This window comes from Vibrio superstes (assembly GCF_003569005.1).
Classification (GTDB): Bacteria; Pseudomonadota; Gammaproteobacteria; order Enterobacterales; family Vibrionaceae; genus Vibrio; species Vibrio superstes.
The window spans coordinates 814,568-830,918 of record NZ_BCUR01000001.1 but is presented as its reverse complement, the minus strand read 5'-3'; the positions used below and the strand labels follow the sequence as shown (position 1 = coordinate 830,918).

General features: G+C 42.9%; 13 protein-coding genes and 1 pseudogene. 7 read left to right on the top strand and 7 right to left on the bottom strand.

All coding sequences use genetic code 11. The features are described 5' to 3' along the window. Positions 1-41 precede the first annotated feature (41 nt). From D5I41_RS03545 to D5I41_RS03535, 3 genes are all read right to left on the bottom strand, one after another. Positions 42-1,199: an OmpP1/FadL family transporter gene (locus tag D5I41_RS03545; RefSeq protein ID WP_119008533.1), complete on the bottom strand. Its 1,158-nt coding sequence runs from the start codon at positions 1,197-1,199 to the stop codon at positions 42-44. Positions 1,200-1,279: 80 nt separating this feature from the next. Then, positions 1,280-2,503: an HlyD family secretion protein gene (locus tag D5I41_RS03540; protein WP_119008532.1), complete on the bottom strand. Its 1,224-nt coding sequence runs from the start codon at positions 2,501-2,503 to the stop codon at positions 1,280-1,282. Then, a complete protein-coding gene (locus tag D5I41_RS03535) occupies positions 2,497-2,826 on the bottom strand; it encodes an MFS transporter (protein WP_119008531.1) in 330 nt (109 codons plus the stop codon). Before D5I41_RS03535 ends, D5I41_RS03540 begins: the two co-directional genes overlap by 7 nt. Before the next feature lie 315 nt (positions 2,827-3,141). Between D5I41_RS03535 and D5I41_RS03530 the strand changes: the two genes are divergently transcribed. The 5 genes from D5I41_RS03530 (at position 3,142) to D5I41_RS03505 (ending at position 9,189) form a co-directional block, all read left to right on the top strand. Then, positions 3,142-4,719, top strand: a complete 1,578-nt coding sequence (locus D5I41_RS03530; RefSeq protein ID WP_119009226.1) for an arylsulfatase — start codon at positions 3,142-3,144, stop codon at positions 4,717-4,719. Between the two features lie 240 nt (positions 4,720-4,959). After that, positions 4,960-5,940 carry a porin gene (locus D5I41_RS03525; protein ID WP_119008530.1) on the top strand — a complete coding sequence of 327 codons (981 nt, stop codon included), beginning with the start codon at positions 4,960-4,962 and terminating at the stop codon, positions 5,938-5,940. Between the two features lie 818 nt (positions 5,941-6,758). After that, positions 6,759-7,634: an NAD(P)-dependent oxidoreductase gene (locus tag D5I41_RS03515; protein WP_119008528.1), complete on the top strand. Its 876-nt coding sequence runs from the start codon at positions 6,759-6,761 to the stop codon at positions 7,632-7,634. Positions 7,635-7,742: 108 nt separating this feature from the next. After that, on the top strand, positions 7,743-8,099 hold the full coding sequence (locus tag D5I41_RS03510; RefSeq protein WP_119008527.1) for a YibL family ribosome-associated protein: 357 nt from the start codon (positions 7,743-7,745) through the stop codon (positions 8,097-8,099). 118 nt (positions 8,100-8,217) lie between these two features. Continuing rightward, positions 8,218-9,189, top strand: coding sequence for a M23 family metallopeptidase (locus D5I41_RS03505; protein ID WP_162892788.1), 972 nt, complete (start codon positions 8,218-8,220; stop codon positions 9,187-9,189). A gap of 479 nt (positions 9,190-9,668) precedes the next feature. On the opposite strand, the gene D5I41_RS03495 is transcribed toward D5I41_RS03505, so the two are convergent. The 4 genes from D5I41_RS03495 to D5I41_RS03480 all read right to left on the bottom strand — a co-directional run bounded on the left by D5I41_RS03495 (position 9,669) and on the right by D5I41_RS03480 (position 14,124). Then, a complete protein-coding gene (locus tag D5I41_RS03495; RefSeq protein WP_162892787.1) occupies positions 9,669-10,631 on the bottom strand; it encodes a DUF3187 family protein in 963 nt (320 codons plus the stop codon). A gap of 320 nt (positions 10,632-10,951) precedes the next feature. Then, the gene (locus tag D5I41_RS03490; protein WP_119008524.1) at positions 10,952-11,356 is read right to left on the bottom strand and encodes a glycine zipper family protein; all 405 of its coding nucleotides are present in this window, start codon (positions 11,354-11,356) and stop codon (positions 10,952-10,954) included. Positions 11,357-11,374: 18 nt separating this feature from the next. Continuing rightward, the gene (locus D5I41_RS03485; protein WP_119008523.1) at positions 11,375-12,613 is read right to left on the bottom strand and encodes a patatin-like phospholipase family protein; all 1,239 of its coding nucleotides are present in this window, start codon (positions 12,611-12,613) and stop codon (positions 11,375-11,377) included. A gap of 77 nt (positions 12,614-12,690) precedes the next feature. Then, entirely contained in the window at positions 12,691-14,124 is a 1,434-nt protein-coding gene (locus D5I41_RS03480; RefSeq protein WP_235868848.1) for a hypothetical protein, read from the bottom strand. A gap of 530 nt (positions 14,125-14,654) precedes the next feature. On the opposite strand from D5I41_RS03480, the pseudogene D5I41_RS03475 reads away from it, so the two are divergent. Next, positions 14,655-15,305, top strand: a pseudogene (locus D5I41_RS03475) (HAD family hydrolase). 103 nt (positions 15,306-15,408) lie between these two features. Next, positions 15,409-16,311, top strand: coding sequence for a LysR family transcriptional regulator (locus D5I41_RS03470; protein ID WP_119008522.1), 903 nt, complete (start codon positions 15,409-15,411; stop codon positions 16,309-16,311). Positions 16,312-16,351: the final 40 nt, after the last annotated feature.

Genomic DNA, 16,351 nt, shown 5'->3' with positions numbered 1-16,351 from the left:
AAAGAGATGCCACTGTTAAGTGGCATCTCAATCAGGACAGATTAGAAAGTCACGTTGGCACCAACAAAGTGAATTTGTCCCTCAAAGGCTCCAACGATACCGACTGTATCACGTTGAATCTCAACGGAACCTAGGTCTGCATATTCATAGAATAGGTCTATACGAGTAGTATCCCAATGGGTAGTTAGGCCAAGAGAGTAGCGGAACTGTTCACCAACGGGCATATCAACCCACTGTTGAGTAGGGTCATCTTGCAAAGATGTCTCATAAGAGAAGCCCGCTTTTACAGCCCATTGACGAGTGATTTGGTAATCGGCACCGATTGCGAACTTCCATGCATCGTCCCAACCACGGGTGATACCTTGTGGTAAGTATGGGCGGCTATTGATGGTGTCGTTGTAGATAGGAGTGCTGGCATAGTCACTCCACTTATGCCATTGAACGCTGCTGAGCAAAATGAAGCTGTTTGTGATGTCGTAGCTACCACTTACATCAACAATGGCCGGGAACATTAACTCTGTGCCAATCTGAATGTTTTCTTGATTCGTTGTTTTAGCATTAACATTAAATTCATGTTCTAGCTTCGAGCGATAACTCAGGCCAATAGACCAGTGTTCTTCTTTGTACAGAGCTCCCGCATTAAAACCAAACGCGAAGTCGCCATCTCTATCTGTTTCAAAGGTTGAGGTTTTTACCTCGAGAAAGCCATAGTTAAGCTGTGCCCCTATGCCGACCGACACCTTTTCTGTGACTTTAAAACTAAGGCTTGGGTTGAGCTGAATTGCCGATGCCAAGGCTTTATCAAGGTATGGTGCAGCCTGCCATTCATCGCCATACTCAACTATGGTGCCACCAACGGAGCCAAATATTAGGCCCAAGTGAACGTCTTCATTGAGTTGCACTGTGTGGAAAATACCTAGAGAGGGCATCTGGGTATGAGCATTGCCGTTTCCCTGTGGGTTGGTTGCATCGATATAATCCATTTTGAGGTCAAGAGCCATCAGATTTATGGAGGTTTTTCTCTTACCCATATGTGACATTGTTGCGGGGTTTGTCCAAGCAGAAGCGACAGATTCTGTGTATACGCCATCGCCTGCGCCTGCTGTACCAGCATTGGCCGTTACTGCTTCTTGCATCAGTAAACCACTAGCGCTGGCTGCATTGGCAAACAAGCTAAGTGTAATCAGTATTTTTTTCATAATTAGTCTGTTTAAGTAGTAAGAACTCCCCCGAGTGCGCGCTTTATTGCGTATCGGGGGCGTTACGAGAAATGACGGAATTACATGCTATACAAGTAATAGATCTGCGTTTTCATTCGGATAATGATGCCGCGAATGACGTTAAGAAAATTTAGGAATGGAATAGGTTTTTCTGCGTTCACCCATGCTAGACCAACAGCACCAACAGGTATGTCGTAGCCTTCTGGCTCATGGATTTTCAAGCGAACAAAGTGATGTTTGTTCATGACGTTCTTACCGGTTGTGGCGCGTACGTTGGTTTCTTTGGCAAGCAACGAACCTTGTGACTCACCTGTTGCTTCTACAATGCCTTCAACAGTAGCGCTAAATACCTTGCCCGGATAAATAGCAGAAGCAAACTCAGCCTGCTGACCTACCTTTACGTTACGGAAGGCTTGGTGGTTGATACGCATAAGAACAAACTTCTCTTCGCTGTACATGCTTAATCTAGGCACTGCGCCGACAAACTGTCCTTCACGAGCCATGAAGTTCGTGACATAGCCATTGGTTGGAGCATGTACTTTTGTCTGGTCCAGATTCCACACTGCCTGCTTTAGGGCTTGTTGCTTGTTGCTAAGGTCGGCTAATTTGCTCTCTACAATTAGGTTTGATTTTCCTATTTGATTTTTGTTCTTCTGAGTCGTGATAACTGCTTTATCATGCTGACTCTTAAGGATCTCAATCTCGCTCAATAGAATGTCAATTTCTGTCTTCTTTTGATCAAGGTTCAACTCGGTTACTGAGTTACTTACCTTGGCATTTTGGTCAAGAAATCGTTTAAAGGTGCGTTGCTTGAGCTGTAGGTTTTGTTTGGTTGCCGTAATTTGATTTTCGATGATCACAACATCTTCTAAAGAAGACTTATAGTTTGTCATTGCGATTTTGACGTCCTGTTGACTCGATTCGTAAGACGCTTGTGCAACCTTAAACTGTGCCTCTGTTTGTGCTACTGCAACCTCATACCGGGCAGGATCGAGCTCATAGATTAGCTGACCTTTTTCGATAGTTTGGTTGGGCTTAATGTGTAGCTTTGTAATCTCGCCAGTCACTTGAGTTGAGCCTGGACGAAGTTGGATATGCGGAGCTTGCACGACCGACCCGCCAGAAAGGTCCATCGGTGCCCAAGTAATTAAACCAACCCAAACAAACAGTAACCAGATGGTTCCACCACCATAAGCAAAGCCTTTAAAGGGGGCTGTCCAAGGGATACCGATTAAGCGAAGCAAATAAATAAAAATGGCCCAGACGGCTAAACCTTCTAACATGTTTCACTCTCCTCTTTTTGGTTGCTTGGTGTAGCGTCATTCCAAATTTTTCTAAAATTGCGAATGGTTGTTTCAGAATCGACGTAGGCCACGATCACAGCCAATACCCAAACCCAGTGCCATATAAATCCGATCCAAGTAAGAATGGTGACCAGGCCCATCTGACCATGCTTTTTTTTGTCTGCATGGTGAATAGGTAGCTCATGACACTTCCAGAACGCATATAAAGCGCCAACAATTGTTCCGATCAGTACCACGGCACCGACAACATGTAATCCCGTGTCGAAGCTCGTATCGACAAAAGGCATGCTAATTAAACTCATAGATGGTCCTTAATTAACTCATTAGATATTTTTGCTGATATTAAGTCAGAAATTTGAAGGTTTATGCAGTAATAATACGGTATAGATTTACTGTTTATTATTAAGTTGAACTTGGTGGTGTTTGTAAATAAATATTAATTATTTCAATAATTTAGCTCTGTGTTTATGGTTTTTTGTATTTTTAACCTTGATTCAGCTCAATATATGGCGCCTTTGATTTTTCAAAGCCGTAAAAATACTGGTTACCAAAAATTAAAAATTACAAATAATCAGTCTCGGTCAAATATCAATACCAACAAAATTAGGTTTGAATATATGTTTAATAGAAAAACATTTCTGCAGTTGGCGATGGGTGCAGCCCTTGCATCAACCGCAATGGCAAGTTACGCAACAACCGATACCTCTCGCCCAAACGTCCTTGCAATTTGGGGTGATGATATTGGTATAGATAACATCTCTGCTTACACCAAGGGACAAGCAGGGCACTGGACACCGAACATCGACCGTATCGCCAACGAAGGCGTCTTATTCACTGATTTTTACGGTGATCAGTCATGTACAGCGGGCCGTTCATCCTTCATTACTGGTCAGCACCCTATCCGTACAGGTCTGACTAAAGTTGGCATGCCGGGTGCTAAACAAGGCATGAAACCTGAAGACCCTTCAATCGCGACAATGCTTAAAGACAAGGGTTACATGACAGGTCAGTTCGGTAAGAATCACCTTGGTGATCTTGATGAGCAGCTCCCGACGGAGCATGGCTTTGATGAATTCTTTGGCAACTTGTACCACTTAAATGCTGAAGAAGAGCCAGAGCATCCGGACTACCCTCAAAATCCTGAGTTCAAGAAGCGTTTTGGCCCTCGTGGTGTGATTCATTCTTTTGCCGATGGAAAAATCGAAGATACAGGCCCGCTTACGAAAAAGCGTATGGAAACTGTTGATGAAGAGTTCCTAGCTGCGGCATTAGACTTCATTGATCGTGCCCATAAAGAGAAGAAGCCATTTTTCGTCTGGTACAACTCGACACGTATGCACGTCTGGACGCACTTAAAAGAAGAGTCTAAAGGCATCTCTAAGCGTGGCGGTCTATACGGTGACGGTATGGTTGAGCACGACAATATGGTTGGCCAACTTCTTGATAAGCTTGACGATCTAAAGATTGCTGACAACACCATTGTTTCCTATACCACAGATAATGGCGTAGAGAAGTGGGGCTGGCCAGATGGCGGTACTGCTCGTTTCCGTGGTGAGAAAAACTCCACTTGGGAAGGCGGCTTCCGCGTACCTGCAATGATGCGCTTCCCTGGTAAGATTCCTGCGGGATCTTATGCCAATGAAATCGCTTCACACCTAGATTGGGCACCGACATTCCTTGCAGCAGCAGGTAACGACACCCTAGTTGCTGACCTTAAAAAGGGTCAAACCCTTAACGGTAAGAAGTACAAGGTTCATCTAGATGGCTACAATCTACTTCCTGCACTTGAAACAGGTAAGGCTACAACGCACCACAACCTAGCTTCTTGGCCTCGTAAGTACTTTATCTATGCGACGGATGCCGGGGATATCTCAGCGGTGCGAGTGGGTGACTACAAGATCATGTTCTCTCGTAACGAATGTCATAGCCTAGAAACTTGGCAGTGTGACTTCCAGCCACTGCGAGCTCCATTGATGTTTAACCTTCGTCAAGACCCTTACGAGATCGCAGATCACGAGGGTATGTACAAGCGCTGGTACGTTGAACATCTACCTTACATGTACCTAGGTGCGGCAACGACAGCTCAGTTCCTACAAACGTTCCAAGAGTTCCCGCCACGCCAAGTTCCGGGTTCATTCTCAATCGACCAAATCGTTGAGAAAATGCAAATTTGGCAACGCGCTCAATACAAGTAATTTTTTACTGAGTATTCAGTGAAACAAAGCTCAATCGGGGTATCTCCGGTTGGGCTTTTCTCATTTCTTCTTTATTTAATTCCTATAAATGGGGCCAACCTCTCTGGATCACAGATCCCTTTTTATTACGTCAATTGCGGTAAATCTACGGTACAAAGAGAACATCTAGATCAGCAGAATTGTCGCCACTGACTGGGGCTTCTTAGCTCGCATCAAATTAAAATAAACAAGGTAGTGGTAATGAAAAAGTCAATTCTAGCGGCGTTAATCGCATCATGTGCAACCTCAACTATGGCTACAGAAATCTATTCAAACGACACAACAACTGTGGGCATTAGCGGTGAGGTAGATGCTTACTTTGCCAAGGCCGATATCAATGGTGATGACTCGGATGCCGGCGTAGCGGTTTGGGCTAAAGTTCAAATGGATGCGGAGCAAAAGATCACTGATAAAATAACTGCGTTTGCCTCTTTTGAAATTGAAGCGGGCTCTGATTACCGTGGCACAGACAACGATGCTTCATTTGATGACATCCTAGTGGGCATCAAAACGGAAAACTGGGGCGCGGCAGTTGGTGAGGTTGGTGATCTTGCTGAATCTTTAGATGCAATCCAGAAAGACGATATCACTAACGAAGGTAACTACATGGGTTCAACCAGTGGAAACACTCGTGAATCTGGTGGTGAAGGTATTGTTGTTAAAGGCACTGTTGGCCCTGTAACCCTAGTTGCAGATGTGTACACAGATACAGATACTAACATAGACAATACTTTCGGTTTCTCAGCTGATTACCAGCATGAATACTTCACTATTGGTGCATCTTACCTACAAGGTGAAACCGTTCTAGATGAAGATGTTCAGCTTTATGGTGCTTCAGTTTCGACCTCTTTCAGCAACCTGTATCTAGCTGCTACTCTAGCGGATTTTGAAGGTTTTGATAGCTTTGGATTCTACCCAACAGATTCTGTTGTTGAAGGCTACACTATGGGCCTTGCTGCCTCTTACCAGATTAATGAAGCTCGCCTTTATACTACCTATGCATTTGCAGACATGGATGCTATTGAGGGGGTAGATGAAGGTGATACGTACAACGTAGTCATTGGTGTTGACTACGCAGTTGCGGATAACATTTTAGCCTTTGTAGAATACCAATTTGCTGATGCTGATTGGGCAATCGACGACTCTCAAACGATCGTTGCAGGCGTCTACTACAGCTTCTAATTCGTTCCGTCTGTAATAATCTTGTTCTGAGAAAGGAATCTCAAAGGTTGCCTATGACCTTAAATAAATATAGGCACTAAAACGCTTTTTTTTTTAACTTGAATCTTGGTTGTTTCTATAGCTTTGTTGCTAATTTTAATAGATCAACAGAATGAAAGTTTATTATTTTTATCCGCATCAATATCCGTTGATGCGGATTTTTTATATTAATAACTTAATAAATAGATCGTGGTCTAATCTTGATTTTGAATTTCATATTGGTGATGCAGTAATTCTACGGTGTCGATTTGCAGTCAACCTCTATAAATTGAGCAGACAATATGAATGTTACTTTCTTTAAAGGCAGCTGAAGTGACGGCTAATCAGGGTATTAAAAATATAAAAATAACACTGATACTATTGATAATCTTTTTAAGGATAATAGAAATTAGCGCAGTTGTTGTTCTTGCAGTAATTGCTAGGATTTGTTGCTTATATGATGACTGGCTTGCTTATGAACTCATTAGCCTTTACTTGATCTTATTTTGGATTTTCTTTGCATATCTGATAGCAAGAGTAATAGTAAGCTGTAATAGCTCAGATTGAGTATTGGGAATCCCATTCTCAAAGATAAGATACCACATCGCCTGAAACAACGATGCTCGAAAAACAATACATCGAAAGAAGAACAAACCAGCGTAAAAACATAGATGACAATAGTTCTGAGTACTCAGGCCTTTTGTCATTTTTGTGAATCAAAGAATTCATGTTTGTTACACTGATTCAACCCTATACATGCTAGTCTGGGCTTAACTACAGTACACAAACAGGAGTGAGCAATGCGGGTGAGTTTTCTTGGCTTAGGTGTGATGGGCTACCCAATGGCTGGGCATTTAGTTAAAGCTGGTATTGAGGTTCGCGTATATAACCGCACTACAAGTAAAGCAGAGCAGTGGGCAAAGGAGTATGCCGGGCAAGCATTCGCTACTGTGGCTGACTGTGTTAAAGGTGCTGATGTGGTATTAGTGTGTGTAGGCAATGACGATGATGTTCGCAGTGTCACTACCTCAACCTCTGGTGCTATTGCTAACATGAAGGCAGGCGCTATTTTAGTTGACCATACAACAACGTCAGCCAATCTCGCTGAAGAGTTACTAGAAGCAGCTTCTCAAGCTGGTTTGAGGTTTATGGATGCACCAGTGTCGGGTGGTCAAGCAGGGGCTGAGAACGGAGTGCTCACTGTAATGTGTGGCGGCAACCAATCCGATTTTGATGCAATGCAGATTGTGTTTGATGCTTATGCAAAGTCCTCGGTTCTGATGGGCAATGCAGGGCAGGGACAAAGAGCGAAGATGGTCAACCAAATCTGTATAGCGGGTGTCTTAACGGGTCTGTCTGAAGGCTTGTTGTTGGCCGAGAAGTCCGGCTTGGATGTTCATACCTTGGTGGATTGTCTGAAGAACGGAGCGGCAGGATCTTGGCAGATGGAAAACCGTGCTAACACTATGGCGCAAGATAAATTCGACTTTGGCTTTGCCATCGACTGGATGATCAAGGATCTTGGCTTTTGTTTAGAAGAAGCGAAACAACACGATCTCAAACTTCCATTAACAGAAGCAAGCACTGAAGCTTACAAAGCGCTTTCTGCTGAAGGATTAGGTCGCATGGATACCTCAGTATTACTTAAAGCGATACGCAAACAAGCGGAATCCTAAGCTTTTCTTAATCAAATTGTCGTCTCCGTGGCAAACACACTATATACTTCACGTATTCCATTTAACGTGCCGTCCTATGACGGCACGTTTTTTTACTAGGAGCGGCAAATGTCTGCAAAGAAAGAAATTCAAAACCTGAACAACCGCATTGATAAGTGCAAACACAAACTAGCGGCTGCGATCTCTCGTCGCGATCAAACCATCATTACTCAGTTTGAACAAGAGATCACTAAGCTAGAAAAGCAGGTTGCACAGCTTAAGCACAAAGAAAACTACGATCTAAACAAAGAGCGTAAAGAGCTATCTGATAAGCCATTTTCACGTCCAATCACTAAGCAAGAACAAGCTGACATGGGTCAACTGAAGCGCCGTGTTAAGGGGATTGTTGTTGTTCACCCACTGACTAAACTGGGTAAAACACTGCGTATCGATGAAGTGACAGGCTTTGCTGATAAAGAGTTTTAATTCATAAAATTCGTTGAAATTACCTTAACCCGCCATAAATGCAGGTTAAACTTGCTGATCTTATCGTTTTTAGTAGAATACGCGTCCGGTTAAAAATTAAACAGTTAGTAAGGTGCGAATGAAAGAGCATGTAATAGTCACAGTTTCCACTGTCGATGGAACTCGTCATTTCCAGATGGGGAAATTATTACAACAATGCCTCAAGGGCTTTGGCTATTTTTTTGTTGCTGCAATTATTGCGGGTGGCGCTGCTATTTACTATCTGAACAATGAGGTCGACTTTGCGCTTTTGAAGCAGACCGAATTGCAAAACCGTTCTTTAGAGTTAAGCGAAGAAGTTGAACAACTGCAAAACTTGAAGGTAGAACTTGAAGGGGACCTTGGTGCACGCGAAGAACGATTGCAGCAGGTTTCCGATAGGTTAGGTGACTTGGAAGTGGTACTTGGCGTTTCTGAAAAAGATGGCGAACTAGAAAGCCGTCTTGATGCTGCGGCAGTGACATCATCTGTACGCCTCTACATGCTGAACAATATACCGAATGGCTCCCCAGTAGGGGATGTGCGAGTTTCCTCACATTACGGCTATCGTATTCACCCTAAGACGGGCAGAAAAACCCTGCACCGAGGCATAGACTATGCCGTGAATACAGGTGCGCCTATCTATGCGACTGCAGACGGAGTTGTCGAAGTCGTTAGACCAAGTAAGACGGGCTCAGGTAACTTCTTGCGTCTGCAACACTCCCATGGTTTCTCTACGTCGTACTCTCATTTGCAAAAGTTTGAGGTGAAATCAGGAGATTTTGTAGAGAAGGGACAACTGGTTGCTTACTCTGGTAATACCGGCTTTTCCACTGGACCGCACCTTCACTATGAGATCCGTTTTGTAGGGCGCGCGCTGGACCCTTTAGCCTTCCACGAATGGAGCGCAAAAAACTTCGAGTCTTTGTTTGAAAACGAACGCGGTATCCGCTGGGATTCTTTGGTGGCGAAGATAGAAAACCGAGCTAGTGATCAGCTTAAGCTGTCGTCAAACAAGACTTATGGAAACGAAGTGAATCCAGAAAAGGTTATAGAAGAGCCTGAGGGTTAACGGACAAGCTAATTGATTGAATGAGGCCTTACAGAAGAATCTGTAAGGCCTTTTTTATGCACGAAGGTTACCTAATGCCAATAGAATGTCTGAGTGGTTCAGGTCTGTTGAGAGGACTAGGGTCTGTTGACCTTTTGCGATTAAATTTTGCTCGACTAGAAACCATTTAATCAAGGCGAGGGGCTTGCCGCCTAGTCATCTAAGCAAAAGACGCTCAACGACGAGTAAATGGTTTCTAGCCGAGCCCTTCGGGTAGCGTTTGTTGGGCATTTCTACGGCGTTAGTCCCTTTTCATGTGGAACCACCACACCTAAAAGTGACTGCCTTGTTTAAATACCCAACAAATCGCTACAAAAATAAACTCAAAAGATCAACAGACCCTAGTTACCCTAGTCCTGCCATATCCAAAGGTAATAGGTACAGAGTTGAATGAGTCGCTTTACTCATGCTTATTTTGAGACAGTGGGAGTCAGTACAGATTAAATATAGAATCTAAGACCTGCGGTAAAGTAGATGTCCGTTGAGTTGTCTTTGTTGCCCATGTTTTCAGTAGCAGAAATTTCCACAGCAGCCCAATCAAAGGTCCCTCTAAAGCCCAATATAAACTCTTTAGATGGCTCAGAAAACGCACTTCCATCGTCTAGCATGCCCTGATAATAATGATACTCGACTATGGCTTCGTATCGCTCTAGAAAAGCAAGAGAATAGCCCCCAGCTATAGATACGGTTGTGTCGCGCACGGGTATTGAATCAAGTACGACGTCGTCCTTCCTATGGGTCGCCCCGAGAGTACCAAAGAAGGTGTTTCTTCCCGAATGATGTGAATAGTTCAACTGCAATCCTTGTTCAAAGCTAATGTTTGAGAAATCCGAATTGTCGGTATGGTTGTAATAAAGTGAACCACCTATGGATAGGGCGTTTTCGTCGGTTTCAAAAAATTGATAGCTGAGATAAGAGTGCAAGGCTGCCGCCATTGTTTGCCCTTCAAAATCGTGGACCGAACTACCTGAAGATGAGCTTATATTGAACTGATCATCTCCTGCTTCGTCTCGTCCGTTTTGTTCTAGACCAAACGCATTGTGAAAGCCTGCTACTAATGAATCGAGGTGATTGTTACCCGCCCAAGAATACTGAAGCATTACCTCAGCGGAAAACTTTTTATTTATTGGAATTTGAACGCCACTGAACACCTGATTTTGATAGTAATCAAGTTGGTAGTCATTGCTTTGTGCCCACACACTGGCTATTGCCGATGTCATGAAGATCTCTGTTTTGCTGGCGCTAAAGGCACTCCTCAATTGCGTGGACAGAGAAGTGGATTGATAGGGCGAGGCTGCGTAGGTTCGTAGTGGTGTGGATTCAACCTGGGCAAAGGCGTAGCTATGAATACACATGATGATCAAACCGAATAGGTATGACACATTAAGCTTTGGTAACGACATGATGTTCCCGATATTATTGAGCGTGATAAGGGGCCCATCCGATGGACTTGTACTGATATTCAGGCAGATCATTCTGCTAATAGAATTTATTTACTGGGAAGTATATTTTCGGAGTAAGGCGGGATAAATGCCTCAAATCAAGGTTAAGCCTTGCATACAAGCAACAATTAATTGAATCGCTTCAGGGCGACAAGATCACGGCTTGATGGTGCTGATGGTCATACGCAGGTGTGAACCTTGCCTTATCGAGTTGATAGGCAAGAATCACACAGAATGTTTTAGGCCTTTGAATGATATTTAATTACCAGAATCTAGCCCCTTTAGTTTAATACCTTGTAGCCCCTGCCAACCATGCATTGCTTTTGAACGTTATCGACGTCTTCATCATGTTTGGCCTGATTATAGGCAACGTCACGTCTATGATGCATAAGCCCACCAACAACACCGACACCCGCACCAACTTTTGCGCCATCGCTACCGCTACCACCTGCAATCGCGGTACCGGCAGCTCCAAGCGCGGCACCTCTAGCTGCAGTGCCTGCTACGGAACGTCCTACTCCTGTTGTCTGTTCTTCTTGTACTTGTGTCGATATTTGCTGACATTCTAGTAAATCGATATTGTATTGATTCATATCGACCCCTTTGGTATCTACAATCACACTTGCAAAGCTTAACGATGAAAATACGGATAATGACAACAACAATATTGCTTTATTTCTTTTCATGATATTCTCTCTTATTGTTTAAGGGATTTTCTTACTCTTTACTTTAATCAGATTTCCGTTCTCTAAAGATGCGGACCACAACTGATTATTTTTGGCTTTTTGATATCCATATTCGTATAATTTTTTCATGTAAACTTGGTCAAAGAATAATTCATCACTTGGTTTATATTCAAAGTCTTCCTCTATATAGCTTGCATATGTGTTTGCATTTGATTTTCTTGTAATATATGCCTCTTTATATAGGTCTCCTCTAGTTTGAGAGAAAATAAGGTTATCGACACTTCTTTCACTCAAAGATAGAATCCCATCATCTACTTGTTTGAAGTTATTTTTCAAATATCCATTTCTGATAACATAAATATTAGGTGTTTCTGTTACCCCGTAAATAGCCGATATTTCTTTTAGATCAAAACCATAGGAGTTGAAAAATAATTGATGAGATAACCCTCCATCAACATGCATTTCTTCATATTTCTTTCCATTGGAATACACAGTGAAATATTGAGGTGGGAAGAATCCTGGTATCGAAGAACTGGCCATTAATACCTTATGAATAATTTCACTTTTGTTTGGTATATCACTATCAGCAATACGACCTATGTTCCAAACCATTTGTCGCCCGGAATCAAAATGCGTAGTCCCTATTTGTAATCTCTTACCTTTTCTGTATTCCTGAGCGATAGCCTCAATCATTTCGTCGTCATAAGTTTCAACGATAAACTGATAGAACTTATCGCCTTCAACCATAGAGTTGCTGTAGGCCGGCCATAGGAAGCCTCTTTTATCCAGCATATCGTGGTCATTCAAGGCTAGCATGGCATCTTTTAACTTATGAATGTATTCGCCGCCAATAAATGCAAACGGCGCGGTTAAAGCACCGGTGCTTACACCTGTAACTAAAGAAAATTCAGGTAGCTTACCGTTGTCATACAATCCATTGAGAACTCCAGCGCCGTAAGAGCCTCGCTCTCCGCCACCAGATAAAACTAAGACATTATATTGATCGCCAATAATATGTGCGACATTTTCATTTTTTACAAGGTCATTAATATTATGGTTATCTTTTACGTCTTGAAGGAATTTAGGTGTCTCATCTCCAAAAAATCGATAGGGTTCATCGTAGATACTATCTATTTTAGGGGGGGTAACAATTGAGACGCTCTCATAATTACTTTCAGTAACCCTTTTATCTATAGAGTGTGTACTAGAGCATGCGACTAACAATACAGATAGTAATGTTATGGTTAAACTATTCATTTTGTTCATTTTATAATCTCGATGATGACATCACTAATAATTGAGTTATCAAACTTATTTTCTTGTTAGGTTTATTTTTAGAATCGTCGGTTTAAAGAGGATACAAATTGGTGCTTCCGGTCTTTTACCCATCCATATTCTGATGAGATAGACCAGTTTCTATTAAAGGTATAATTAACACCAATAAGGCCAGACCATTTATCAACGTTGCTTTGGTCTACCGTGTAATCTATCCCTACACCTTGATAGGTATAAGTACCAGTTAAGGTCAGAGTACTGTCGATATATGTAGCACCACCATACAGCGCGACAGATTGAGAGGCTGTAATTGGAAATACTTTACCAATACGAGGAGTTATATTAACAATGAGGCCTTCAGCATCGTTTTTACTCATGTCTGCATAGGTTAATGACATGGGCAAAGTGAAAAAGTAATCATGCCAACCCGTAGCGAGAATAGTCCCTACCGTGTAATTGTTGCCGCTCAGGTCTGCTGTGACCTTATACAAAGGGTCTTTGCCCTGCAAACGACACACTAGCGGCTGAATTCTACCACTACAGTCCGCCCCGAGTTGTCCAATGAGGTCATTACCGCTAAATTGAATCCCTAGATCAGCCGTACCACTGATTTTTCCTATGGAGCCAAATACATTCATGAATGGGAATACCCAAGCATCCAGTTTGAGCTGTGGCGATTGAGTGTCGTTACTGCTGTTATGGAAGGATACAAAATCAATAGGGTACTTTTTGGAGCCATTGATACCCACGTTTAAGCCCGTGATGTCCATATATTGATAGGTACTGGTGTAGACAACGCTTATCCCATAAGGCTTGGGTAAGGAGTAGCCCTTATCTATAACGTTTTGCGCATAGAAAGGAAGGGCTCTATCCCAATTTTTAGCAACAGTAGTCGCTGTTGCATTACTGTTTTCTTTGTTTGCAACCTGACGATCGCCTAAGCCGGTATCAGTCAGGTCGTAATTGATTGACGTTGAAATGATCTGTGCGCTGGTTCCTGCAGAAGCACCGGAGTAATCCAGTACATACATAGGAATATCCAGATCATCACCCAAGATAGTTGCCTTAGAACTGCCACCGCTATCACCGATGTTGGCGTTTGCAGCTAACGAAAGACGCAAGTCTCCTTCTTCATAGGCTTCTAGTTGTTCTTTAGTATTGAATATGGCGACACCATCATACTTGTGGAATGCTAAACCTGCGCCGATATCATATTTATCGATATCAATGTAAGTGATAGTGCCATCGGTATTATTGTAAATAGAACCAATGCCAGAAGATTTACCTATAACAGGAAGTTGAACCTCAGACATTCGAACCGTAGCGTACCCGTATGCGTATTCAATCTGTTCTGGTAACTCAATATAGTGTTCACTCAATCGATTCACTACGCTACTTGATACCTTATTGACTTCTTGTCTCGCTAAATCTCGTTCCTCTTGAGAATCAGGGGAACTGCATCCAAACATGAATAGAATCAATACTATAATCACTAAGTTTCTCATTATTTCTCTCATGGCTAATTGAAGAGTTGCAATAGGCATTGAGAATGGCGCCTAGGTGGCAATCATTCGCTTTAAACCCCAAATGCCGGATTTTGGGTGAGTCTCAAAGAAGATGTTGCAATCACACAAAAGGTTCGCTTAAGAAGGCTCGTCATTTGCTCTCTCATCTTTGTATCTCTGTCCCAGCAGTTAATCGGACTATGAGTTTGGATGGAGAGTCTATTTTGTGAGCGAAATTTGATAAATATCTCAGATTGCATTTGATTATTGCTTACATGCAAGAATGTGTTGAAATTTGCTTGGGTGTATCGAAAGACTGCGTAATATTGGTCAGCCGCGGGCATGTGCCATTGACTTGTGCAATGGATTCCTAAGTACTCTTTATTTCCTGAGATAGTGAAAATATAAAAACTAGATTGAAGCATAGATTGAGTGTTTTTTTTTCGGCGGGAGGCTTTTTCTATTCGTCTAGCTCTTTGTGTTAGTATTGGCTTCGCTTTTTTGACCGGGAACCTGAGATGACATTTACAGCCGCTATTTTTGATATGGATGGACTGCTTTTAGATACAGAGCGAGTGTGTCTAAATGCGTTTGCCAAAGCCTGTCAAACCTTGGGAATCAAGTTCTTATAACCCGAGTATCTAGCTATCATTGGCCAGAACGCGCAAGGTGTAGAGCGCACTATTCGCAGTGGTTACCCTGATGATTTGGACTATCCAAAACTTCGCGAATTGTGGATGAACTATTACCATGAGGTTACAGAGCATCAAGCGATCCCAATTAAAGAGGGCGTGATTGAGCTTCTTGAATGGTTAAAGGCGAATCAAATCCCAATGGCAGTGGCGACTTCAACGGATCTTCGTCTGGCTAAGGTGAAATTACAACTGGCTGGTCTAGAGAGGTATTTCGATAATGTGACCTGCGGCTGTGAGGTTACGCATGGCAAACCTGACCCTGAGATATATGTGCTAGCGGCAAGTCGACTAAATGTTGAACCCCAGTATTGTCTTGGTTTTGAGGACTCCAATAATGGGGTTAGAGCAGGCATTGTTGCTCATCTGCAAATGATTCAGATTCCAGACCTAGTTGAGCCAACTGACGAGATTAAAGCTCTCGGTCATACAATCCTGCCATCACTTAAAGCGGTTGTCGGCCACCTCAGTAAATAGAACGACGACAGCTTATTGCGATCTATAATAAAGTCAGGCTGTCTTTATTTTGAGTTAACTGCTAAGTATTACTTAACATTATAGTAATGACTTGGTCGATGATATGGATCTCAATCTCTTAAAAACCTTTGATGCCGTAATGAAGGCTCGCAGTGTCAATGTGGCTGCTGAGGCCTTGGACATATCTGCGCCCGCGGTAAGCCAAGCGCTCAACCGCTTGAGAGAGCAATACAACGACCCCTTGTTTATTCGTGATGGTAGAGGTATTGCGCCAACCAACTTCGCTGTTGAGCTCCATGCTGAGGTTCAGGAGCCATTAAGCATGCTGCTTAATGGTGCTAAATCTCGCCAGCACTTTGACGCGCCAAACAGCAATCGCACCTTTCGCATCTCAAGCCACAAAGACATAGACCTATTAGTGGTGCCTGCATTGACCAAATATCGTGCTGAACATGCGCCAAATACCACAATTGAAGCCGACATTGAGCATGTTGACGAACAGTCTCGGCATGCAGATCTTAGGCAAAGAAAAGTGGATATCATTTTGTCCACTGTGCCTCTAGAAGAACATGGTTATCATAATTACAAGCTGTTTGAACAAGATCTCGTAGTGGTATTCAGTACTAGCCATCCGCGCATTTCAGGAAATAGCATTACAGCAGAGCAATTCTTCTCTGAGCAGCATATCTTGTGGAATACACAGAGGATGGATAGCGATACCCTCGATTCCGTTACAGATACTGTTTTGCCAAAGCGAAGAATTGCCTACAAGACGAGCTCTGCGCTTACCGGGATCGTACTTGCCGGAGGCACTGACTGGTTGTGTGTTAACGCTCGATCTATTGCTGAAAAGGTTTCGAGAAGTGATAGGTTCCAGATCTGTGAATTACCCTTTGAAGCAAAAGCTGTGCCTATTTATATGACTTGGCACCACTCCCAACGCAGTGATCGTGGACACAAATGGTTTCGCGATGCACTTATCGATGCGACTAAAAACCTCAATTAAGTAAAACTTAAATGAGGTTTAAGCTTCACACTATCGATCA